The organism is Bradyrhizobium jicamae, from assembly GCF_018130695.1.
Classification (GTDB): Bacteria; Pseudomonadota; Alphaproteobacteria; order Rhizobiales; family Xanthobacteraceae; genus Bradyrhizobium; species Bradyrhizobium jicamae_B.
The window spans coordinates 1-19,357 of record NZ_JAFCJX010000037.1 but is presented as its reverse complement, the minus strand read 5'-3'; the positions used below and the strand labels follow the sequence as shown (position 1 = coordinate 19,357).

At 61.6% G+C, this 19,357-nt stretch carries 20 protein-coding genes; 11 read left to right on the top strand and 9 right to left on the bottom strand.

Annotated features, from left to right (window positions below):
- Positions 1 to 83: 83 nt before the first annotated feature.
- The 4 genes from JQ604_RS35985 to JQ604_RS41770 all read left to right on the top strand — a co-directional run bounded on the left by JQ604_RS35985 (position 84) and on the right by JQ604_RS41770 (position 4,558).
- A complete protein-coding gene (locus JQ604_RS35985) occupies positions 84 to 2,429 on the top strand; it encodes a restriction endonuclease (protein ID WP_212365474.1) in 2,346 nt (781 codons plus the stop codon).
- A 319-nt stretch (positions 2,430 to 2,748) separates the two neighbouring features.
- Entirely contained in the window at positions 2,749 to 3,138 is a 390-nt protein-coding gene (locus JQ604_RS35980; protein ID WP_212365473.1) for a hypothetical protein, read from the top strand.
- Between the two features lie 257 nt (positions 3,139 to 3,395).
- The gene (locus JQ604_RS35975) at positions 3,396 to 3,593 is read left to right on the top strand and encodes a hypothetical protein (RefSeq protein ID WP_212365472.1); all 198 of its coding nucleotides are present in this window, start codon (positions 3,396 to 3,398) and stop codon (positions 3,591 to 3,593) included.
- A 620-nt stretch (positions 3,594 to 4,213) separates the two neighbouring features.
- A complete protein-coding gene (locus tag JQ604_RS41770) occupies positions 4,214 to 4,558 on the top strand; it encodes a phasin family protein (protein ID WP_349631182.1) in 345 nt (114 codons plus the stop codon).
- Positions 4,559 to 4,841: 283 nt separating this feature from the next.
- Here the strand turns inward: JQ604_RS41770 and JQ604_RS35965 are convergent, their stop codons facing one another.
- The 3 genes from JQ604_RS35965 to JQ604_RS35955 all read right to left on the bottom strand — a co-directional run bounded on the left by JQ604_RS35965 (position 4,842) and on the right by JQ604_RS35955 (position 7,924).
- Complete coding sequence (locus JQ604_RS35965) at positions 4,842 to 6,125, bottom strand: IS701 family transposase (RefSeq protein WP_212365471.1); 1,284 nt, start codon at positions 6,123 to 6,125, stop codon at positions 4,842 to 4,844.
- Between the two features lie 187 nt (positions 6,126 to 6,312).
- Entirely contained in the window at positions 6,313 to 6,744 is a 432-nt protein-coding gene (locus JQ604_RS35960) for a hypothetical protein (RefSeq protein ID WP_212365470.1), read from the bottom strand.
- A gap of 37 nt (positions 6,745 to 6,781) precedes the next feature.
- Positions 6,782 to 7,924, bottom strand: a complete 1,143-nt coding sequence (locus tag JQ604_RS35955; protein WP_212365533.1) for a metallophosphoesterase — start codon at positions 7,922 to 7,924, stop codon at positions 6,782 to 6,784.
- A 622-nt stretch (positions 7,925 to 8,546) separates the two neighbouring features.
- Here JQ604_RS35955 and JQ604_RS35950 point away from each other — a divergent pair.
- Positions 8,547 to 9,536 carry an LLM class flavin-dependent oxidoreductase gene (locus JQ604_RS35950; protein WP_212365469.1) on the top strand — a complete coding sequence of 330 codons (990 nt, stop codon included), beginning with the start codon at positions 8,547 to 8,549 and terminating at the stop codon, positions 9,534 to 9,536.
- A 743-nt stretch (positions 9,537 to 10,279) separates the two neighbouring features.
- Here the strand turns inward: JQ604_RS35950 and JQ604_RS35945 are convergent.
- Positions 10,280 to 11,332: an IS30 family transposase gene (locus tag JQ604_RS35945; protein ID WP_249159147.1), complete on the bottom strand. Its 1,053-nt coding sequence runs from the start codon at positions 11,330 to 11,332 to the stop codon at positions 10,280 to 10,282.
- Between the two features lie 244 nt (positions 11,333 to 11,576).
- Here JQ604_RS35945 and JQ604_RS35940 point away from each other — a divergent pair, with 244 nt between their 5' ends.
- Complete coding sequence (locus JQ604_RS35940) at positions 11,577 to 12,272, top strand: hypothetical protein (RefSeq protein WP_212365468.1); 696 nt, start codon at positions 11,577 to 11,579, stop codon at positions 12,270 to 12,272.
- Positions 12,273 to 12,396: 124 nt separating this feature from the next.
- On the opposite strand, the gene JQ604_RS35935 is transcribed toward JQ604_RS35940, so the two are convergent.
- Both JQ604_RS35935 and JQ604_RS35930 read right to left on the bottom strand, forming a co-directional pair.
- A complete protein-coding gene (locus JQ604_RS35935) occupies positions 12,397 to 12,666 on the bottom strand; it encodes a DUF2312 domain-containing protein (RefSeq protein WP_212365467.1) in 270 nt (89 codons plus the stop codon).
- Positions 12,667 to 12,885: 219 nt separating this feature from the next.
- Positions 12,886 to 13,071: a hypothetical protein gene (locus tag JQ604_RS35930; RefSeq protein WP_212365532.1), complete on the bottom strand. Its 186-nt coding sequence runs from the start codon at positions 13,069 to 13,071 to the stop codon at positions 12,886 to 12,888.
- Between the two features lie 229 nt (positions 13,072 to 13,300).
- Here JQ604_RS35930 and JQ604_RS35925 point away from each other — a divergent pair, with 229 nt between their 5' ends.
- The 4 genes from JQ604_RS35925 to JQ604_RS35910 all read left to right on the top strand — a co-directional run bounded on the left by JQ604_RS35925 (position 13,301) and on the right by JQ604_RS35910 (position 16,394).
- The gene (locus JQ604_RS35925) at positions 13,301 to 14,218 is read left to right on the top strand and encodes a hypothetical protein (RefSeq protein ID WP_349631180.1); all 918 of its coding nucleotides are present in this window, start codon (positions 13,301 to 13,303) and stop codon (positions 14,216 to 14,218) included.
- A 99-nt stretch (positions 14,219 to 14,317) separates the two neighbouring features.
- Positions 14,318 to 15,169, top strand: a complete 852-nt coding sequence (locus tag JQ604_RS35920) for a hypothetical protein (RefSeq protein ID WP_212365465.1) — start codon at positions 14,318 to 14,320, stop codon at positions 15,167 to 15,169.
- Between the two features lie 53 nt (positions 15,170 to 15,222).
- A complete protein-coding gene (locus JQ604_RS35915) occupies positions 15,223 to 15,711 on the top strand; it encodes a hypothetical protein (RefSeq protein ID WP_212365464.1) in 489 nt (162 codons plus the stop codon).
- Between the two features lie 80 nt (positions 15,712 to 15,791).
- The gene (locus JQ604_RS35910; RefSeq protein ID WP_212365463.1) at positions 15,792 to 16,394 is read left to right on the top strand and encodes a hypothetical protein; all 603 of its coding nucleotides are present in this window, start codon (positions 15,792 to 15,794) and stop codon (positions 16,392 to 16,394) included.
- A 167-nt stretch (positions 16,395 to 16,561) separates the two neighbouring features.
- Here JQ604_RS35910 and JQ604_RS35905 read toward each other — a convergent pair whose 3' ends face one another.
- Complete coding sequence (locus tag JQ604_RS35905; protein ID WP_433996320.1) at positions 16,562 to 16,915, bottom strand: cytochrome C; 354 nt, start codon at positions 16,913 to 16,915, stop codon at positions 16,562 to 16,564.
- A gap of 156 nt (positions 16,916 to 17,071) precedes the next feature.
- Here JQ604_RS35905 and JQ604_RS35900 point away from each other — a divergent pair, with 156 nt between their 5' ends.
- Positions 17,072 to 17,422 carry a zinc ribbon domain-containing protein YjdM gene (locus JQ604_RS35900; RefSeq protein ID WP_212365462.1) on the top strand — a complete coding sequence of 117 codons (351 nt, stop codon included), beginning with the start codon at positions 17,072 to 17,074 and terminating at the stop codon, positions 17,420 to 17,422.
- Between the two features lie 30 nt (positions 17,423 to 17,452).
- Here the strand turns inward: JQ604_RS35900 and JQ604_RS35895 are convergent, their stop codons facing one another.
- Entirely contained in the window at positions 17,453 to 18,175 is a 723-nt protein-coding gene (locus JQ604_RS35895; RefSeq protein ID WP_212365461.1) for an ROK family protein, read from the bottom strand.
- A gap of 561 nt (positions 18,176 to 18,736) precedes the next feature.
- Complete coding sequence (locus JQ604_RS35890; RefSeq protein WP_212365460.1) at positions 18,737 to 18,997, bottom strand: PepSY domain-containing protein; 261 nt, start codon at positions 18,995 to 18,997, stop codon at positions 18,737 to 18,739.
- Positions 18,998 to 19,357 lie beyond the last annotated feature (360 nt).

The following is a 19,357-nucleotide window of genomic DNA, read 5'->3' as shown; positions in this document are numbered from 1 at the left end:
GGGGCGGCCAAAGGGCCGCCCCCTCTATTTCGTTTACAACCCGTTGATGCTGACATACCGTTCTGCAACCCTCGGAGAACGCTATGGTGGAAAAGAAAGGCGCTGATTTTGAAGCGCGCGTCGCGCAGCTACTGAAATCCTCGACGGGATACAAGAATGTTCGCGAGCAGCAGCACATTTGCGGCAAGAACGTCGATCTCATCTTTGAAAAACAATGGACTCCCAGAAAGTATCGAACGATCGCTGTCGAATGCAAAGATTGGAAGCACGGCGTAGATCGTCAAGCCGTGAGGGAAATCTACTTCGACTACAAACCCCTCTTCGACCAAAAGGAAATCGATGAGCTCTGGATCGTCACCCCCAACCCAGCCGCCCCGACCGTTCAAGAGCACGTTGATGGATTTGACGGAATTGAGATATTTCACATTAAAGAACTAGAACAAGACATTATCGATTTCTCGCTGTATGCGACTCACCTCCGCGATCGATTCACAAACGACTCTCTCTCCAAATACTACATCCCATCTCGACTGGAGAACTCGGCCTCACTTCTCCACTCTGCGATCCTAGTTTGGCTAGCATCATCACCTGTCAAACCGATCGCAATCTGGGCTGGCTACGGAATGGGAAAGACAAGTTACGCTTCCTTTCTTGCGTCCCAATTGGCTGCAGATTTTCTGAGCGACGCCGCCGGCAGAATTCCCATCCTTATTCCTCTTGGCGATTTTTATACGGCACCGCGTCTTGATGGTCTCTTTGCAAATATCCTGACAAAGGACAACGGAGTACACGGCTACAACTTCAACACATTTTGGAATCTCCATGAAGCTGGCCGCTTCGTAATAATCCTCGACGGCTTCGATGAAATGAAGCACGCGATGACGCGCTCTGAATTCATTGCCATATCGAAGGAAATCCGAAAGCTTTGCCTTCCAAACTCCCGGGTCCTGCTGTTGGGCAGGCCGGACGCAATTGTATCCGGCGAGGAGCACAACATACTGATAAAGGGAACACGCACCATTGCCGACCTCGAAATCTCCGACAACATGGCCTCCGATTTTGATGAATTGCGCTTAGATTTTTTCTCCGAGCCCGAGTATCGCGAATTTCTCAGCAAATACATCGACTGCTATTACGTTGAAGACGACAAGCGAGAATTCATTAGCTCCCGCTTGGAACAAGTCTCAAAGCTAAAATTGAACGACCTAATCAAAAGACCAGTGCAAGCCCGCATGCTTGCGCAAATACTGCTCAATCCAAAGAATTCGCTCGAGTCGGTATCAAAGTACGATCTCTATGAGATGTTCATCGAGGATTGTTTTACGCGAGAAGAAGAGAAACATGAGCGCCGCAAGACTTCTCGAAGCTTGCGCAGACGCTTTATGCAAGATCTTGCTTGGTGGCTCTGGGCGGTAAGGCGGACGCGCACCTTCACCGTCAACGACATTCCGCTGTCGCTCGCAAACCGATACGTTGCCGGCGACGGGGATGCAGTCGGTCAACTGCGTGAGTTACTCGTCGGTTCGATCGTCGAAGAAAAATCAATTGGGTCACTACTGACCGAAAAAGATGCTGGCACCTTCTACTTTCCGCACCTGTCATTTACAGAGTTTCTTGTCGCCGAATACGTGGTCGAACGAGACCTGAGCGCCGACGAAATCGGCCTTCTGGCAAAATCATTCGATGTCGAGATAAAGGGCTTCGTTGAAAGTTACAAAAAGCGCGACGGACTTTCGAAGCTATATTCGGATCTACGTACGTATTCAGGGGATATTCCTTGGTACTTTATCGCGTCGTTGAGCGAGTCTCGCACAGTTCAAGCCAACGTGGAATTTTTCAAATCTCAAACTAAGAGAGATGTTTTCTGGTCGTTCGCCGTCGAATTTCTGGTCTTACTCGAAAATTCACCCAACTTGGCATTTCGTCGAAGCGCTCAGTTGATGAGACCGAACGATCCGACTTCGACAGCGATAGTAGTTCAGTTATTGTTGAAGACCGCACTTGAGAAGCCGAGCATGAGAAGCTCAGCGATGACAGAACTCTATGGCGGCGTGTTTCGTAATATCAATTTGGACAAGCTAGCTAACACTGTCAGGCATCCCTTTCCAAAATTCGAGATTGGTGGAGATGTCGAGGACTTTCTCGTCTTCTTGCTTGAAGCAACGGCGATCGACCATAACAAGCGAGCATTCAACGCAGATCTAGCGGAACTCTTCCGCATTTCCCTAAGGGCCCCCCGTTCCATTATCGACGAACAAGAGTACGCACCCACTCCAATGAGTGTTAAGTGGGATGAGATATGCCAACTACTCCGACCGACAGAGAGTCGAAAGGTTCTTTCATGGCTTGAGGCTGCACGCGATGGCGCAGTCTTTGACAAGCGTGAATCTCCGAAGCAGCGAGCAACGTCGCGTCCACGATTTATCTAGCGAGCGCAAGGCGGATTAACCGCGGAGGTAATCCGCGGTTACGGTGACAGTGCTGGACTGCACTTGATTCCGGAAAGCCGGCAACAAAGTCGCGCAGCGCCCGACGGTGAATTGAGTGCACTGTCACCGTCGTGCCTGGTCTGTGTCTGCCCTCAAGCCATCGATCAAATCTGATTTGACAGAGCGCAGAGATCATGAGGTCGAGCGTATCTGGAAGGCGTTTGATGATGAGTTCGTTGCCGCGCTCCTGCACGATAATCTCGGCGGCGCGTTGAACCGCCCCCCATGATGATCCCACTAATGTGGTTTGGAGGTTCAAATGCATCTGATGCGTCAGAAATTGACTGGATTTGCCATTCTTCTTTCGCTGTCGTTCGCCGGCCCGGCTTTTGGCGCTGATGACGGCTTCAAGGCGTTCTGGGCCAAATTCAGTGCCGCCATGGATAAGGGTGACGCGAAGGCCACGGCGGACATGGTCAAATTCCCGCAACCGCTCGGCAAAACCGACGTCACAGCCGCAAACTTCGCTAACCGCTGGAAGGAGGTTCTGCCGCCGACAGACCGCAAGTGCCTCGCCAAAGCGAAGCCGGTCGCCGACAAGGATGCGGATGGCAAGCCCTACTACGCCGCCACATGCAGCGACACGATGTATGTCTTCAGCAAGACCGGCGATCAGTGGCTGCTGAGCGATATTGGACCGAATGATTGAGCAAGCGTAGGGCGGATTAGCGGCTCGTCTCGCCGTAGCTCGGCGAGCGAAGGCGGATAGCGTAATCCGCCATCTCGTTCGCGGCGCGACCCAGCGGCGGGTTACGCGCCGCTAACCCGCCCTACTCGCTGTGAAGCGGTTCACAGAGATCGCGGAGTCCGGTGTGACGCCGAGCACAGTCGAACCGCGCCAAACGACATACACCCCTCCCGCATTGATCGGGGAATCGTCCTCATCACACACAGGGGAAATAGAACATGAACAGCGAAGTTCGTGAACTCGACGGTGCCACGCTCGAAGCCGTCACGGGCGGGATGGACTGTGCCAAGGCGCAGGCCGAAGCAAGATCGCTTGAAGCGGTTGGCCTCTTCCTCGGCGCGTGCGGCGCCACCGCGCAAGGCGCCGTCAAGATTGCCGAGGGGGCCGGCCTGGTCAGGGGCGCTTGCGGCCTGTAACGTGACCCCTGCGGGCGCCCGCCCCGCCTGGGTTTCCTTACCCTACATTTCCCCCGTCCGACGTGGTGGTAGCTCGGGCGGATGAGCGGCTTGTCTCGCCGAAGCTCAACGAGCGAAGGCGGATAGCGTCATCCGCCATCTCGTTCGCGGCGCGGCACAGCGGCGGGTTACGCGGAGCCTGTCATCGGGCCGCGCTTTGCGCGGACCCGTTGGGCTAATCCGCCCTACTCGCTGCGCCATGCGGGACGCGCGTGGTTCCCGCCGCCGGCGTTCATTTTTCCAGATGTCATCACATGGTCGCCACGCCAGTGGCAAGATTCCAGCGCGAACATGGCACAGTGTATGAGTCGATTTCTGAATCTGGAGCGGCCAAGATGTTGAGTACAGGCGGTAATAAACCGATCGGGAAATCCGGGCGGCGCAAGCGGAAGGGACCGCAGAGCCCAAAGGCCGAGCAACAGACTAAAGCGCTGGTTCAGGTGCAGGATGCCGGCGAGAAGACCGGCGTGCAGGACGCTCGCGAGGAGATCAGCGTGGTGGTCGCCCACGAGGAGATCAGCGCACCTGTCGCATCGAGCGACGGCTCTCCAGCTGACACGTCTGCGGCTGAGACGTCCGCGATCGAGGCTTCCGCAGCCGAGACTTCCGCGACCGTCCCCGTCGTATCGGCTGATACCACCGCGGTCAGCCCTCAGACCATCGCGAATGCCTATGGCGATTACGCCAGCAAGTCGCTCGAACAGACATGGTCGTACTTCGAGAAGCTTGCGGCTGTGCGTTCGCCCGACAAGGCGCTTGAGGTTCAGACCGAATTCGCGAAGCAGGCTTACGAAACCTTCATTGCGGAGTCGCAGAAGATCCTCGAGCTGCAAAACGAATTGGCCAGGCAGAGAGTGGTCTTTCTCGAGGGCTTCATGGCCAGGATGACGCAAACCACGTTCGACCTGCGCGCTGCGCGTAACTAACAACGTAGGGCGGATTAGCGGCTTGTCTCGCCGAAGCTCAACGAGCGAAGGCGGATAGCGTAATCCGCCGTCTCGTTCGCGGCGCGGCACAGCGGCGGGTTACGCGGAGCCTGTCATCGGGCCGCGCGTTGCGCGGACCCGGTGGTTAATCTTACTGCGTCACGGGTTTCTGCGCGTGCTTGATGCTGCGATAGCGCCGCAGCAGGGACATCGCGTGATGGTTTTGCTGAGGGCGAGGCTCAGTCGCACGCGCATGGTTGCGATCGAGTTCGGGACATGGCGTTCAGGCCGCAAGGGAAGAGCCTCTGGGTCTGTAATCGTCGGGTAAGCGAGGTGCCTGGAGCGGCGCGGCGGAACGTGGTGCTGAGGGGGGAATCGTCGCCTGCTCGGCGATAAGGAAGCCATAAGCGGCGATGCACAGGGTTGCGTGATGATGGAAGCCGCGCCAGCCGCGTCCCTCGTAATGACCGAGCCCGACCTCCTGCTTGAGTTCCTGATAGTCGCGCTCGATACGCCAGCGCAGCTTGGCAAGATCGACCAGTTGCTCGAAGCTGATGTTCTCCGACAACTTGGAGAGCCAGTATTTGGTCGGCTCCTTTTCGCCCTCGGGCCACTCGATCAGCAGCCACTCCGGCGCCAGCGTCTCGGGGATCAGCTTGTTGTATGCGACACGGACGCGCACGCGCGCAAAGCGCGAGGACAGCCGCTCGGCCGAGCCCTCGCGCCACGTCACCTTGCGCCAGGCTCGTTTCGGTAGACCGAGTGCCACTTCCTTGGCCGAGACCAGATCGGGCTCGTCGCGGCGGCCGGTGTTGTTCAGCGGCTTGTCCATCCGCCGCGGGCCGGTGCCTGGGGCCCACATCAAGGTGTCCGGCAGAATGCCGACCACGTAGCTCACGCCCAACTCCGTCATGCCTGCCCGCAGCCGCGAGTCCCTGCCATAGGCCGAGTCCATCAATGCAACGCCGCGCCGCAAGCCGCTCTCGCAGGCCCAGCGGATCTGCTCCAGCGCGATCTCCGGCTTGGTCTTGAACTTGATCTCCTTCGGTACGCCGGCCTTGTTCCGGCGCTTACGGTCCTTGGTCCAGTCCTGCGACAGGTACAGCCGATAGGCCACCGGAAGGCTGGCGGCGTGATTGGCGATCGAGAGAGACACCGCGACCTGGCAATTGGCCTGCTTGCCGAGCTGGCCGCAATACTGATGATGCACGCCGACCGAATGCTTGCCGTGCTTGGGGAACGAGGTGTCGTCGATGATCCATGCCTCGATCGGGCCGCTCTTCTCGATCGCCGGCAACACCTTCTCGCGCACCTTGGTCAGCACGTCCTCGTCCGACCAAGCCGCGTTGGCGACAAGGTGCAGCAGCGACTGATGCTGTGCCGCCGTTCGCTCCGGAGCCGTCCGCGCCGCCATCGGCTCCACGCTCTTGCGGTCCCCAGGGAGTATCAACCCCGTGCAATAGTCGCGGAGCGGCCGCACCCGCTCCGCGTGACCGATCACGCTGCCAAGCCCCGCCACATACTCCGCAAACCGCGCTTCGCTGTCTCCACCCTGATCGAGATTCATCTGGCCCTCCGCGGGCCAAACACTGAATCTCTACAAATACTTGATTCTCAGCCGCAACGGCTGCGGCCGGCTGACTCAGTACGATTAACCCGCCCTACTCACTCAAGCGCCGCCAGCGACACGCAACGTGGTCCGGGTCAACTCGGAGGGGCGGCTGAGCCGGGCTGCCCAACATCCCGAACTTGCACTAACGTCCCGCACGCGCCCTGAACTCCGCCCAATGACGCGACAGCCAATCTTCCTGTTCGGCCACCGTCCCGACGGCATCGATGTCCTCGACAGGATCGAACGTATCGACCAGTTGATCTCTCGTCCCCGGCTCCCCGAAGCGTAGCGCATAGGACTTCCACGCGCCGCCGCCGCGCGCCATTGCTGACGGGTAGACGTTCGGCCGTGCGCCCTGGCACAGGACACGAAATCCCTCCGGTTCAATGACGCGCCGAAACGCGCGAAGGCATTCGTAGAAATCCGTGGCGTCGAAGTGGCGTTCCTCGCTCCCGACCGGCCAGGTGACAGCGAGGCGGCAGATGTTGGCGTCCAACTCTGTCAGAGCGACCTGGATGTGCAGTTTGTCTTCTCCGGGACGCTGCACACACAGCGAGATGATCTCTGGGTCCATTTTGGTTCTTTCTGCCTGTGCGGCGGGTTACGCTTCGCTAACCCGCCCTACTCGCTTGGGCCTCGTCAGCCACACGCAAAATGATCCGCGTCAATTCGGACGGGCGGCCGAGCCGCAAGGCAAAACCCGGCCATAGCGCGGTGCCGTTGTTGACGTAGAGCGTCATCCCGTCGACGTCGTAACGGCCCGAGACGAAGCCGGCATTGGCGCGTGCGGCCAGGCGATCGACGCCCAGGATCAATCCGCCATGGGTGTGTCCGGAGAGTTGCAGGGCGACGCCGAGCCGGGCTGCCTTTCGCGCATCGCTCGGCTGGTGGTCGAGCAGGATGACGGGCGCGCCTTCCGGGGCGCCGTCGAGAACCGCGGCGAGGTCGCGGATGGAATGCCCGCGGTGGCGCGAGGCGCGGTCGGTGATCCCCGCGATCACCAGACGGCCGCCGCCGCGTTCGAGAACGATGTGCCTGTTCTCCAGCGAGCGCAGGCCCAACGCCTCGTAGTGCGCCATCCATCCGTCGTAGCCGAAGATATATTCGTGATTGCCCGAGATCACGTAGACGCCGTCGGCGGCCATCAGGTCGCGCAACGGCACGATGTCGCCCCGCCTTGCATCGATGCTGCCGTCGATCAGGTCGCCGGTCACAGCGATCAGGTCCGCGCCGAGCTTGTTCGATCGCGCGACGACCTCGCGCGCCCATGGCGCAGGAAACAGCCGGCTGATGTGCAGATCGGTCAGTTGCAGGATGGTGTAGCCGTCGAACGCTTGCGGAAGTCCGCGGATGGCGACCTCGACGTCCTTCAACGGCGGAATGCGCATGGCCTGATGGACGCCGATCCCTGCGGCTGCGGCCGCCAGCGCCGCAAGCGCGTAGCGGACGCCGTCGGGCGCGCCGACGATGCCGCCATGGATCAGGGCTGCGACGATCAGTCCGGCATCGAGCACCAGTTGCAATAGCGCCAGCAGGACGATCGCACCGAATGCCCAGTTGAACAGGACGACCACCGGACGCGGAAACTCCGGCGAGAATACCGATCCCGACGACAGCCTGTTCCAGCGGTGAAACTGCAAGGCTGCCAGCACGAGCAACGCTGCGACGATCTTTGCCGGCAGCGGCCAGTCGAGCGGCCAGATGAAACGGGCCAGGATCAGCAGGCTGATTAGACCGAAGATGAGTTGGGGAATGGTTCGCTCCGGATCGGATCGGTGGGTGCTTAAGCGGTCGGGCCCGGCAAAAATAGGGTGGATGGGCCGCAGGCGGAAGCCGCCACGATCAGCACATTTTCGGCAAGTTGCGCAGCTATTTCGGAATAATGGAAGGATACCGCTGATTTGCCCGACGCGTCAAGTCGCTTTTCCGGGTGCCGGCAGCGCCTCTTCTACTTTGCATGGGGTTGTTTTCGATATTTTGGGACGCGGGGCTTTGCGTCGTCCAGTCGCATCAGGCGGATTGACCGGCGTGGCGACCGTATCCATATGCATCTGCATGAACCGGCTGCTCCCCGCCGTTTCGCAATCCACCTGGACGCAGCCAAATCCCATCGGCTCCCCGTCCCTCACGCTCCCAGGATAATCGCATATGGCATTATCGAGGACTGTCCGCGGGCTCGCTTCGCCTCTCCCGCTTGCGGGGGAGGCCGACGCGCTCGAAGAGCGCGGCGGGTGGGGGCTCTCTCCACACAAGGAATACCAATGCGGAAGCACCCCCACCCCGCCCTCCCCCGCAAGCGGGAGAGGGAGTCCAGCGCCGCTGCCCACATCACTCAATCCTCACATGCGATTTCCCTGCTAACGCTCCGGAGCCACCGTGACACCCCTCTCCATCCTTGATCTCGTCCGCGTCACGCAGGATACCGACGCGCGCGGCGCGCTCTATAACGCACGCGATGTCGCCGTTCATGCCGAGGCGCTCGGCTATCGCCGCATCTGGGTGGCGGAGCATCACAACATGGCGGGGATCGCGAGCGCGGCGACGTCGGTGGTGATCGGGCATATCGCGGCGGGGACCAAGACCATCCGCGTCGGCGCCGGCGGCATCATGCTGCCGAACCACGCGCCCTATGTCATTGCCGAGCAGTTCGGCACGCTGGCGCGGCTGTTTCCCGGCCGGATCGACCTCGGGCTCGGCCGCGCGCCCGGCACCGATCAGCTCACGCTGCGCGCGCTGCGCCGCACGCCGGAAGCTGCCGAGAACTTTCCGCAGGACGTGCTCGAGGTGCAGGCGTTCCTGGCGCCGGCCGGTCCCAACCAGCGCATCCAGGCGGTGCCGGCCGCGGGCACCGACGTGCCGCTGTGGATCCTGGGATCGAGCCATTTCGGCGCGATGCTGGCCGGCGAGCTCGGGTTGCCCTACGCGTTCGCCTCGCATTTCGCGCCCGCCGAGCTGATCCCCGCATTGCAGATCTATCGCGCGCGCTTCAAACCATCAGAGCAGCTCGACCGCCCCTATACGATGGTCGGCGTCAACATCATCGCCGCCGAGACCGACGCCGAGGCGCGGCGCCTCGCGACAACGCAGCAGATGTCGTTCACGAATATCTTCCGCGGCGCGCGCGGCCTGAGCCAGCCGCCGATCGACGACATCGAGAGCTACTGGTCGCCTGCAGAGAAAGCCCAGGCGATGGGGATGCTCGCCCGCTCCATCATCGGCTCGCCCGAGACGGTGCGCGCCGGCATCGAGGCGCTGGTCACGGAGACCGGCGCCGACGAGCTGATGGTGGTGTCCGACGTCTACGATCACACCACGCGGCTGCGCTCGTTCGAACTGATCGCCAAGGCCGCCGGGATCGCTGCGTAGCTCGTAGGGCGGATTAGCGATAGCGTAATCCGCCATCCTTTGCCGCGACACCGGTCGGCGGATTACGCTTCGCTAATCCGCCCTACGCCCTCGACGGAGCCTATGCGCTCCCGCTGACATTAGACCGCTGATTTGCCCGACGGCGCAAGGCCCCAAGGCAAAAATAATCCTCTTTACGCGAACTTCTGAATATGCTAACAATTGATTACCTCACCCGAACGAGGGGCGTTGCGCAACGTCAGGAACGCGGGTCGAGATGCGATGGACGCCGAACGTGCGATTGACGTGCGTGCGCGAGGCGTACGGTGAAGTCGTGTGGGCCTGCCGCCCCGATGTTGGTGGCAAGTACGCGAGAGGCCCAAAGCCGATCGCAGACGATGGTGGCACAAAAGCAGGGTCTCACCAGGGCGAGCACGTATAAGCCGTAAAGCCGTTGCGCAGGGGAAGCCGGAATGCCTCCGCTGCTCTGTATGCTCGTGTGCACCACTTTCTACTCATCGCGCACGAGACCGCGGGTGCAGCGTGCACCCGGCTTTCCCTGCGCCCTCAACCCCAGGAGAGGGCGAAACGAGATGCAAAGCTCGGGCAATTCATGTCGCGAGAACGAGAACACACGGCCAGCTGCCGTAGGGTGGGCAAAGCGTCCCCGTCACGTCGCAGCTCAGCGAGCGAAGGCGGAAGCGTGCCCACCATCACGAGCACGCCGAAGATGGTGGGCACGTCGCTGCGCGCCTTTGCCCACCCTACGGCAGGAGTGACTGCGGATGACGCGCACCCCACACCCGTCGTCCTGGCGAAAGCCAGGAGGTGGATTCACATTCGAAGTGCAACACTTGAGCAGCAAAGACCTCTGCCGGGGTCTTGAAGTCAAGGCATTTGCGCGGGGTGTTGTTGTAGGCAGCCATGGACTGGTGGAAACGGCGGGTCGGGAGCTTTTCGAGGTCGGTGTTGCGTGGAATGAAGCGGCGGGTGCGGCCGATGGCGTTCTCGATGCCGCCTTTCTGCCAGGGGGCGTGGGGATCGCAGAAGAACGTCTTCATCAAGAGGCTGTCCAAGCGAAGATGAGACGCGAACTCGGTGCCGTTGTCGAAGGTGACGGTCTGGCGCATCGGCTGTGGCAGGGCCTCGAACAGGCGCACGAGATGGTGAGCGACACCGGACGCCAGCTTGTTTGGGAGACGGACGCCGAGCAGCAGACGGGAGGTGCGCTCGTGCACGACCAGGATCTGCTGGCCGTATTTGGAGAACATGATCAGGTCGGCCTCCCAATGGCCGGGAACGCTGCGATCGGCGGCTTCAGGCGGCCGTTGATGCAGCGAAACACGGCCTTCGATGAAGCTTGCAGGACTTCCGCCCCGCTTGCCGCGGCGGCCGCGCTTGCTCTTGCGGCGCGGCAGATAGCACCGCCAGCTGCCATCGGTGGTGCGTCTGATCTGGGCGTAGATGAAGCGGTAGATGCTCTCATGGGAGATCACCTTGCGGCCGCGCTCGCTGGCCAGCCGGCCGGCGACCTGCTCGGGGGACCAGCCGCGGCTGAGGCCCGCCAGGACGGCGTCGCGCAGCTCGCTCTCCCGCTCGAGGCGGGCGCCCTTCCAGCGCCGCGCCCGGGCCTGTTGCAGGGCGTAGCTCGGCTTGTAGCCGACCTGAGCGCCGCGATTGCGGTTCATCTCCCGAGAGATCGTTGATGGCGGGCGATCCAGAGCTGCCGCGATTTGCCGGATCGAGGTGCCATCGGCCGAAAGCCTGGCAATCTCGCATCGCTCTTCCAGGGAGAGCTGCTTGTAAGTCCGCCCCATGGCAACACCTCCAGTCGGAAGTGTTGCACTTCGTTTGTGAACTCAGGGGACCCATTACCCCGAATGTCTATTGTTGAGCGACGCCGGAGCAACGAACCGCGTTCACAACATCTGCTGCGGCGGATGGGCCCTGGCTTTCGCCAGGGCGACGACGATGTACTTGACCAGGTAGCCTGCACATGGAATCACCGCCTCACCACGCGGCCGTATTTCACGGGGCAAGCGAACCGAGGATGAATTCCCAATGAGACGCCTTATGCAGGCTTCGCTCGGACTCCTCGCATGGAGCCTGCTCCAGACCTCACCCGCATCCGCCCAGCTCAAGGGCAACGCCGAATACATTTGCCGGAACGGATATTTTCCGCGCGAGAGCACGGACTACAGGCTGGCGAAGATCAAGGGCGCGGCCGGCGACAGGATCTATTTCCACGGCGATACCAACGAGCGTTGCCCCGACGATCAGGCCTGTCGTCTGAAGACCTATGTCATTCCCAACGATGACGTCATCGTTTCCCGGACGTTCGGCAAGTTTGCCTGCAGCTGGTTTCAACCTCGCAAGGGCTCCGAGACGGTCGGCTGGATCGAGACCGACAGGCTTGCGTGGCAGGGGGATAAACGACCACCGGAGATGCGGGATTGGCTCGGCGAATGGCGCGCCGACGGCAATGTCATTCGTATCGCGACATCGAAAGAGGCAGGTCAGCTCGCCATCAAGGGCGAGGCCATTTGGGGTTCAGGCAGCCGCACCCATGTCGGCGAGCTCGACTACGACGCAAAACCTTCCGGCGACAAGATGAAGTTCGGCGACGGGACCGACGAGCTCGACTGCCAGGTCACCATGCAGCTCCTCGGCAAGCTGCTGGTTGTCGGCGACAACCTCCATTGCGGCGGCGTCAACGTGTCGTTTTCAGGGGTCTACCAAAGGGGACCCAAGCGATGAAGCAACTCGTAGGGCGGATTAGCGATAGCGTAATCCGCCGTTACGCATTTGGCCAAGTCGGCGGATTACGCCTACGGCTAATCCGCCCTACGCACCAATCCGCCGACTTGCTCGTTCGCTTCGCTCAGGCCGCCTTCGCCGCCTTGTCCGCCGGCGCCGTTTCCATCGCTCTCATGTAGAGATCGAGCAGGCTTTCACGCTCGTCGCGCTCGTCCTTGTCTTCCTTCCGGAGCTTGATGATCTCCTTGAGGATCTTCACATCGAACCCCTCGCCCTTGGCCTCAGAAAAGACCTCCTTCTTCTGCTCGCTCAGTTCCTGCAATTCGGTGTCGAGATTCTCGATCCGCTCGATGAAAGAACGAATCCGTCCGCCGGGAATGGTGATGTCAGACATGGCGCCTCCTGTTGATGAGGCCGTGAAAATGCCCGCAAAGAAATGACCAATGTATTAACCTCGCGACCGCGACGCAGTCAGGATTTGCGTCCGTCTCGTGCGCAAACTTGTAGGGCGGATTAGCGATAGCGTAATCCGCCATCACGTCGTTTGCCGAGTCGGCGGATTACGCCTTCGGCTAATCCGCCCTACGCAACCGGAGACAAGTCGATCCGTCGATCAGCTCTGATGCGGTCCGCGCATCATCTTCATGGCGTCCTCGAGATGACGCCACTCCCGGGCTTCCTCGGTCTCGCCCCTGCTCTCGCAGGCGATCGCATTCTGGGCGGCCTGGGCAATCGCCTCGAAGCCGTGCCGCTCGAACATCTGCCGGGCGATCACATGAATTTGCAACTCGGAGATCATGGTGCTCTCCTCATGCTGCCATTCGGAACCGCAGCGGTCGCTGCCGCTGCTGTCAGCAGTAGACTGCCGATCCGCCCCTCCTGTCCAGCCCCAGGGATTGGTGGCCCCGGCCGCCATAATTTCTCCCTCGCGCCCGCGTTGTCTTGGACCGCGGCGAGACCTATCCTCACCATGATCCTGGACGGCCGCACGCATTCCGTTGACGTCATGCTGGATGGAGAGCGCATCGGTGCCTGAGACGAACGATCCGAAGCCGGACGGTGAGCGCGCCGATGGCGAGTTGACGCGGGCCTATGAACGGATCAAGAGCGCCGAGCAAGACCTCGCGCGGCTGGACAAGCTGGTTTCCGGAATGGAACACGACAGCGCGAGCCCGCGGGCTCCGCGGATCGGAGCCAGTGCGGCGCGCGGCGACGGCGCGCCATCGGACAAGGTGCCGGCGGCAGAGAGCAGCGTTCGTCCGCAAGGCGTGAAGCGGAACCGGCCCATGCTGCGCGCCGTCGTTGGCCTGCTGGCGATTGGCATTCTCGGCGCTGCGTTCGCTTCGCAATATCACGATGAAACCAGGACGATGATGGCGCCGATCCTGGCGCGATGGGCCCCGCCGGCCGCGAGCCCGCCCCCGGCCCCGAACGTAGCAGCGCTTCCCGGTCCGGCGAATCCGCCAGCCATCCAACTGGCGGCCGCTGACGAGCCGAAGGTGCTGCCTGCACCGCCAGTCAAAAAAGAAACCGAAAGCGTTCCACCAGCCGCCGCCACGCCGCCTGACCAGACGTCCGGCGAGGTTGCGCAATCGCTCAAGACCATCACCGAGACACTTGCGACCATCAACGCCAAGCTCGAGCAACAGAGGAGCGAGAGCGAGCAAACGCTCCGCGCGCAGGCCGACGCGATTCAACAACTCAAGACAGCGCAAGAGAAAGATGCCGCGGACAATGCGCGCCTCGCCGCGCAGGTCCAGGCGCTGCAGACGCAGCTTGCGGCGTCACCCGCGAAACCTGCCGTGCGGAGCATGGCGAAAGAGAATGATACCGTTGTTGCGCGCCAGCCCGTCCCCGCCGCCGCACCTCGGCGGCCGCGACCGCCGCGAGAACGCTGGATGCCCCCGCGCTATATGGCTGACCCCTACGGCGATCTGGATTGGTGAGTAGCCCAACCGGCTTTGAAAAGCGGCTTTGAAAATTAACTTGAACATTGTTCATTTTCGAACTACCAATGTTGAGCACCGCTCAAATTGGAGTCGAAAATGCCTGCCCGCGCGAACGTCCCGATCGCTCCCGGCCAGCCCTCAAAATTCTGGATCAAGCATTCCTCGACGATCATCATCGCCGGCGCAATCGCGATCATGGCGGTGCACGGACGCATTCCGGACCCGGCCCACTACCACGCGTTCGCCGACCAGTCGGCCGCCTTCGGCATTCCGCACGCGGCCGATGTCCTGTCCAACCTTGGCTTCGCGCTGGTCGCGATCTGGGGCTGGCTGACGCTGTGGCCGCACCGCGCCAGCGCACAGTTGCGCAGTGGTTGGCCCGGCTACCGGCTGTTTCTGATCGGACTGTTGCTGACCGCGTTCGGCTCCGCCTTCTATCACCTCGCCCCCGACAATGCCCGCCTGATCTGGGACCGGCTGCCGATCGCGCTGGTTTGCGTCGGCCTGCTCGCCGGCGTCCGCGGCGACACCAGGCCAGGCGCGAAGACCGACATCGAGGTGATCGTGCTCGCGCTTTACGCCGTCGCCAGCGTCGCATGGTGGGCGCTCACGGACCGACACGGTGCGCCCGACCTGCGGCCGTATCTGCTGTTGCAGGGGCTCCCGCTGATCCTGATCCCGCTCTGGCAAGCCATCCATCGCGCGCCGCGTGCCGACCGCATCGCGTTCGGCGCCGCGATGGGGCTGTACATGCTGGCCAAACTCGCCGAGGTGCTCGACCACGAGATCGCGACCGCGCTCGGCTTCGTCACCGGGCACACCTTGAAGCATCTGATCGCGACGCTTGCCACGGCCGCGGTGGTCTGGGGATTGACGCGACGATTTGCGACGGACGGTGGGCAGGTTGGGCGGAGCGCATGCGATCCCCATCCCACGATCCCGGCATGAACCACCGTCGGTCTCGCGGAGACAAAACAATCCAATCCCACGGAATTTGCTGCATGTCCCGCCTGCCCCTCGCCCTCACCGCCGCGCTTGGCCTGCTCGCGACCTCGGCCGCCCACGCCGACAGCAAGCTGTATTACGGCTCGCGCACCGGCATGCAGGTGACGATCGTCAAGACATCAGGCATCAACGGCCCGCAGGCGGTGATCGAGACGAAGCACACCCGCGCCGACGCCACCGCCTATTGCCGCGACTACGCCCATGACCTCACGGCCAAATGCATCGATGACACGATGCATCTCGACCTGCGCAACGAAGTCAGGGGCGACTGCACCACCGGCCGCTTCACCAATCTCTACGGCGAGGAGTTTCAGTTCCTCGGCAAGGCCAAAGCGCGCAAGGCCAACGTGTCGGCGAACTACGTCATCAAATATCTGAAGGACGGCACAATCGCCGACGGCAGCAGCGCCAGCAGCTACGCCGAGCACATGGAGATTTTCCGGAAGCTGTGTCCGGCGAAGGCGCCGTCGGAGAGGGATGAGTGACTTGGTTCACTTTGCACGGCCGCGCATGAGATTGTAGTATACCAGTTCCACTACCTGTTGCGCATTCGGGCAGAATGGAAATGGATATAAAGAAGCTCTTGGGTGGCGGCGTCGTGGCATCAGCGTTGGCCGGGGCTTTCGGCACCTACTACACTACCCATAACAAGTGCATGGAGGAGGCAAACTCCGCCATCACCGATTATCGGGACCTTGTGAATGAACTGCAACAGAGGCTCTACTTCCTGGCCGAGGCCGGCGACAGGAGTCACAACTCTGTGGCGGAATTCGCAAAGCAGATCGCGCCGATCAGATTTCATCTGGCAAGGTTCAAGGACACGAGAACGAGCGAATTGCTCGAGATGGAACATGCTCTGGAAGCAAAATTCTATCCGTCATCGAGCATCCGGTTCTATCTCTCGCAAGCTCTCGATCCAAAATCCCTGTACATACTGGACAGCGTGCTTTCCGGCACGGTCCCAACTCCCTACGTCTCGGAAAACGACATGCCATATCTTGAAAGCGTCTTAATGAAGCTCAGGGACGCGCTATTGACACAAGCCAACATCAAGTTGGAACCTCAATGTGCCATCATACAGACCACTTCCATGATGTTCGGGTACAAGACGGAAATCGTGGATAAGCTGCTGGTGACACCTCCTCAAGTCCCGCAAGCGAGCCAGTGACTCGCAAGGCGCAATTCATCATTCGCGCAAGACCTCACTGCCGTAGCCTCCGATGAGCGGCTTGTCCGCCGTAGCCGGCAGAGCGAAGGCGATATCCGGGTCAGTTCCAATCCGCACGGCAAGACCCCCATGTCGCTCCACTCATGCGGGATAGGAGTTCTGCTCAGCTATCGTCCCGGCACCGGTGCGGGCGGACGCACGGAGGAGCGCCTGCCCGGCTTCGCGGGCTCGCGCGCGGCGCCGCGCTGACCGGCGTCGACGGATTCGAGGTAGGAGGCGAGCGCAGAGGCCGTGTCCGGCCCGCTCGAATAGTGCTCCTTCAGGAACAGATAGAGCGTGAGCTTGAAGCGGCCTTTGGCGAGGCCGCGCGGGCTGCGATGGCACGCGGTGCAACTGTCGGCGAACAGCTTCGCGCCCGATTTGCCCTGATCGAGGTTCTGCGCGCGGACCGCCGTGCCGGCCAGCAAGGCGATGATGCCGAGAGCGACGAGCGTGCGCCCCAATTCCCTGAGCGATGTCAATTTGGGAAGGTTCCTGATTAGACCAAGCGATCGTGTCCGCCAGCCGATTGCATCAGCGATTGGGCAGCGTCAAGCCTGCTGCTGGAGTTCCCTTTTCGCTTGATTTGTCGGTGCGTCGCCCTACGGTGCGCCCGCCACGCGGGGAACAGAACTGGGATGGACGACACCACGAAATGCCCGGCCTGCCAGTCCGAGCACGCCTATCAGGATCGCGGCCTGTGGGTCTGCCCGGAATGCGCGCATGAATGGAGCGCCGACGCCGCTGCGGTGGCGGAAGCCTCGCCCGAGGCCGGTGTGCGCGACAGCAATGGCAATCTGCTGGCCGATGGCGACAGCGTCATCGTCATCAAGGACCTCAAGGTCAAGGGCTCGTCATCGGTGGTCAAGGGCGGCACCAAGGTCCGCAGCATCCGCCTGACCGAGGGCAGCGACGGCCACAACATCGCCTGCAAGATCGACGGCATCGGCGCGATGAATTTGAAATCGGAGTTCGTGAAGAAGGCGTAGGGCGTGATTACCCCGCTTTGCGCTTCTGCTTCATCCCGTCGTCGGCGTGCGCGGCGGCGGCGCGAGCAGGCCGCGCTTCCACAGCTTGAATCCGCCATCGAACGCATTGGCGTTGACGCCGAGCCGCACGTTTGGCGGCAGATTGCCGACCTTGTCCGCGTTGCCGCCGCCGAGCACGACATAGTCCGGCTGCAGCGCCGCGACCAGGCGCGCAATCACGTCGAGGGCCGCCTTGCGCCAGCGCTTGCGGCCGAGCCGCTTCAGACCGCCGGCGCCGACATAATGCTCGAACGAATTGTTGTTCTTGTACGGCAGGTGCGCCAGCTCCATCGGCAGCGGCACGCCGTTGGCAATCATCGCGGCACCAAGCCCGGTACCGAGGCCGAGGAACAGCATGCGTCCGCCGTCATAGCCGCCGATCGCCTGCAGCAGCGCGTCATTAACGACTTGCGTCGGCCGACCGAACGCCTTGGCGAAATCGAAGTTGAGCCAGCCGCGGCCGAGATTGTGCGGCTCCTTCGCGGGGCGATTGCGCGCCACCGGTCCGGGGTAGCCGATCGAGATCACGTCGTAGGACCAGTCCTTGGTCAGAGCCTTGACTTGCTGCACCATCGCGCGGGCCGAGAGATTGGGGCCGGACACGAAGCGCCGCTTGGTGCGGCCGCGGTCGGTCATCACCTTCACATGCGATCCGCCGACGTCGATGGTCAGCACAGTCTTGCGCGATGCCCGTCGTTTCGCAGCCCTTGCCATCAATTCGCGTCCCCGGCGGACTTCCTGCGTGGCCCGGATGAGCGAAGCGACATCCGGGACAGCCCTATCGACCCGGCGAGAATCCCGCACATCGCTTCGCTCATGCGGGCATACCCACTCAAGGCGTCCTGCATGGCGCGCATCCTCTCCCGATGCGCAAGGCTAGCACAGGCGCGCGACGCCGCCACCGCTTTGTTCTCGAAACGACTCCATTTCGTTCGCGAAGAACGAATCGGAATCGAAGAATTCGACGCGGATGATTTGCTAACGAAAGGTTTGCGGATCGAGATCCACCTTCGTGCCGCGTCGTGGGTATCGCTTCGCTCCACTCATCCTACGAATGTGCGCCCTCGCGCGAAATGTTCTGCAAACGACTCCACTTCGTTCTCAAAGAACGAATCGGAATCGCGGAAAATGCCACGGGCGATTTGCTAACAAAACGTTTGCGCATTGAAGTTCGCGGATGCGCAGGATGGGTGGAGCGCAGCGGTGACCATCACCTTTGTACCGTGCCGTGAAATGATGGGACATCGTTTCGCTCCACCCATCCTGCAATTGAGACTACCAGCCGCGCTCCACATGGCGCACCTCGGCAGTGCGGGAGTCGACATGGACCTCCATCCAGCGCCCCGTCCGGTCGCGGCCTTCGATCTCCCATTCGTCACCGAGATAATTGGTGTGCGACACCGTCGTGACGCCGAGATCGGTCGCCACATCGAGCGCCATCTGCATCGAGATCTGGTCGCCGGAATCGGCGGCAAGCGCAGGCGCAGCGGCGCCGATGGCCAGGGCTGCGGCGATGGGAAGGATGATGTTTCGCATGGACCACTCCTGTCGTAACTCATGTTGCGATGCAGGTGAGAACGAGCGCCACGCGCATGCGTTCCGCCCCGCGCGCGCATCAGTTGCGGCAATTTGGTGGCAATTCCGAACTGGCGCAAACTGTGGCCAATTCGACACGACGGGCAAATCAGTTCGGGTTGCCGGAATCGCGTCAAGCCCCACAATCATAAATATTGCGCTTTACAATAATTCTGATTAGGATAATATGCGCCCGTCTCACCCGACACGAGGGGCGCTCGCGAACGCCACGAGCGTGGGTGAAGATGCGGTGGCCGCCGAGCGTGCGACAGGCGTGTGTGCGCAAGGCGGACGGTGAAGTCGTGTGGGCCTGCCGCCCCG

Coding starts and splice junctions, on each gene's coding strand:
- JQ604_RS35985 (WP_212365474.1), top strand. CDS start 84: ATGGTGGAAAAGAAAGGCGCTGATTTTGAAGCGCGCGTCGCGCAGCTA.
- JQ604_RS35945 (WP_249159147.1), bottom strand. CDS start 11,332: ATGGGGCGGACTTACAAGCAGCTCTCCCTGGAAGAGCGATGCGAGATT.
- JQ604_RS35930 (WP_212365532.1), bottom strand. CDS start 13,071: ATGATCTCCGAGTTGCAAATTCATGTGATCGCCCGGCAGATGTTCGAG.
- JQ604_RS35900 (WP_212365462.1), top strand. CDS start 17,072: ATGGACGACACCACGAAATGCCCGGCCTGCCAGTCCGAGCACGCCTAT.
- JQ604_RS35935 (WP_212365467.1), bottom strand. CDS start 12,666: ATGTCTGACATCACCATTCCCGGCGGACGGATTCGTTCTTTCATCGAG.
- JQ604_RS35980 (WP_212365473.1), top strand. CDS start 2,749: ATGCATCTGATGCGTCAGAAATTGACTGGATTTGCCATTCTTCTTTCG.
- JQ604_RS35960 (WP_212365470.1), bottom strand. CDS start 6,744: ATGGACCCAGAGATCATCTCGCTGTGTGTGCAGCGTCCCGGAGAAGAC.
- JQ604_RS35895 (WP_212365461.1), bottom strand. CDS start 18,175: ATGGCAAGGGCTGCGAAACGACGGGCATCGCGCAAGACTGTGCTGACC.
- JQ604_RS35965 (WP_212365471.1), bottom strand. CDS start 6,125: ATGAATCTCGATCAGGGTGGAGACAGCGAAGCGCGGTTTGCGGAGTAT.
- JQ604_RS35920 (WP_212365465.1), top strand. CDS start 14,318: ATGCCTGCCCGCGCGAACGTCCCGATCGCTCCCGGCCAGCCCTCAAAA.
- JQ604_RS35910 (WP_212365463.1), top strand. CDS start 15,792: ATGGATATAAAGAAGCTCTTGGGTGGCGGCGTCGTGGCATCAGCGTTG.
- JQ604_RS35890 (WP_212365460.1), bottom strand. CDS start 18,997: ATGCGAAACATCATCCTTCCCATCGCCGCAGCCCTGGCCATCGGCGCC.
- JQ604_RS35915 (WP_212365464.1), top strand. CDS start 15,223: ATGTCCCGCCTGCCCCTCGCCCTCACCGCCGCGCTTGGCCTGCTCGCG.
- JQ604_RS35940 (WP_212365468.1), top strand. CDS start 11,577: ATGAGACGCCTTATGCAGGCTTCGCTCGGACTCCTCGCATGGAGCCTG.
- JQ604_RS35975 (WP_212365472.1), top strand. CDS start 3,396: ATGAACAGCGAAGTTCGTGAACTCGACGGTGCCACGCTCGAAGCCGTC.